At 56.9% G+C, this 1976-nt stretch carries 1 rRNA gene (only partly in view); it reads right to left on the bottom strand.

The window, feature by feature from the left end:
- Window positions 1–1938 (bottom strand): 23S ribosomal RNA (locus MB828_RS00015) (it extends 380 nt beyond the left edge of the window).
- Window positions 1939–1976: the final 38 nt, after the last annotated feature.

The following is a 1976-nucleotide window of genomic DNA, read 5'->3' as shown; positions in this document are numbered from 1 at the left end:
AAATTCCCTCAAAATTCCCTCACCAGGTGTGGCCCCCCTTCTCCCGAAGTTACGGGGGCATTTTGCCGAGTTCCTTAACCATAGTTCACCCGAACGCCTCGGTATTCTCTACCTGACCACCTGAGTCGGTTTAGGGTACGGGCCGCCATGAAACTCGCTAGAGGCTTTTCTCGACAGCATAGGATCATCCACTTCACCACAATCGGCTCGGCATCAGGTCTCAGACTATGTGCTGTCCGGATTTACCTAGACAACGTCCTACACCCTTACCCCGGGACAACCACCGCCCGGGCTGGACTACCTTCCTGCGTCACCCCATCACTCACCTACTACCACCTTGGGTCAGCGGCTCCACCACTCCCCTTTGCCCGAAGGCTCCGGGGCGGCTTCACGGCCTTAGCATTAATGGGCTCGATGTTTGACGCTTCACAGCGGGTACCGGAATATCAACCGGTTATCCATCGACTACGCCTGTCGGCCTCGCCTTAGGTCCCGACTTACCCTGGGCAGATCAGCTTGACCCAGGAACCCTTAGTCAATCGGCGCACACGTTTCCCACGTGTGAATCGCTACTCATGCCTGCATTCTCACTCGTGAACCGTCCACAACTACCTTCCGGTGCTGCTTCACCCGGCACACGACGCTCCCCTACCCATCCGTACAGGCGTTGGCCCTGTTGTACGAATGACACGACTTCGGCGGTACGCTTGAGCCCCGCTACATTGTCGGCGCGGAATCACTAGACCAGTGAGCTATTACGCACTCTTTCAAGGGTGGCTGCTTCTAAGCCAACCTCCTGGTTGTCTGTGCGACTCCACATCCTTTCCCACTTAGCGTACGCTTAGGGGCCTTAGTCGATGCTCTGGGCTGTTTCCCTCTCGACCATGGAGCTTATCCCCCACAGTCTCACTGCCGCGCTCTCACTTACCGGCATTCGGAGTTTGGCTAAGGTCAGTAACCCGGTAGGGCCCATCGCCTATCCAGTGCTCTACCTCCGGCAAGAAACACACGACGCTGCACCTAAATGCATTTCGGGGAGAACCAGCTATCACGGAGTTTGATTGGCCTTTCACCCCTAACCACAGGTCATCCCCCAGGTTTTCAACCCTGGTGGGTTCGGTCCTCCACGAAGTCTTACCTCCGCTTCAACCTGCCCATGGCTAGATCACTCCGCTTCGGGTCTTGAGCGTGCTACTGAAACGCCCTATTCGGACTCGCTTTCGCTACGGCTACCCCACACGGGTTAACCTCGCAACACACCGCAAACTCGCAGGCTCATTCTTCAAAAGGCACGCAGTCACACCACAAGGATGCTCCCACGGCTTGTAGGCACACGGTTTCAGGTACTATTTCACTCCCCTCCCGGGGTACTTTTCACCATTCCCTCACGGTACTATCCGCTATCGGTCACCAGGGAATATTTAGGCTTAGCGGGTGGTCCCGCCAGATTCACACGGGATTTCTCGGGCCCCGTGCTACTTGGGTGTCTCTCAAACGAGCCGCTGATGTTTCAGCTACGGGGGTCTTACCCTCTACGCCGGACCTTTCGCATGTCCTTCGCCTACATCAACGGTTTCTGACTCGTCCTGTCGCCGGCAGACGACAGAAGAGAGATCCCACAACCCCGTATACGCAACCCCTGCCGGGTCTCACACGCATACGGTTTGGCCTCATCCGGTTTCGCTCGCCACTACTCCCGGAATCACGGTTGTTTTCTCTTCCTGAGGGTACTGAGATGTTTCACTTCCCCTCGTTCCCTCCACACTGCCTATGTGTTCAGCAGCGGGTGACAGCCCATGACGACTGCCGGGTTTCCCCATTCGGAAACCCCCGGATCAAAGCCTGGTTGACGACTCCCCGGGGACTATCGTGGCCTCCCACGTCCTTCATCGGTTCCTGGTGCCAAGGCATCCACCGTGCGCCCTTAAAAACTTGGCCACAGATGCTCGCGTCCACTGTGCAGTTCTCAAACAACG

This window comes from Streptomyces arenae (genome assembly GCF_022343545.1).
Taxonomy (GTDB): Bacteria; Actinomycetota; Actinomycetes; order Streptomycetales; family Streptomycetaceae; genus Streptomyces; species Streptomyces humi.
This window is presented reverse-complemented; position numbering and strand designations above follow the sequence as displayed.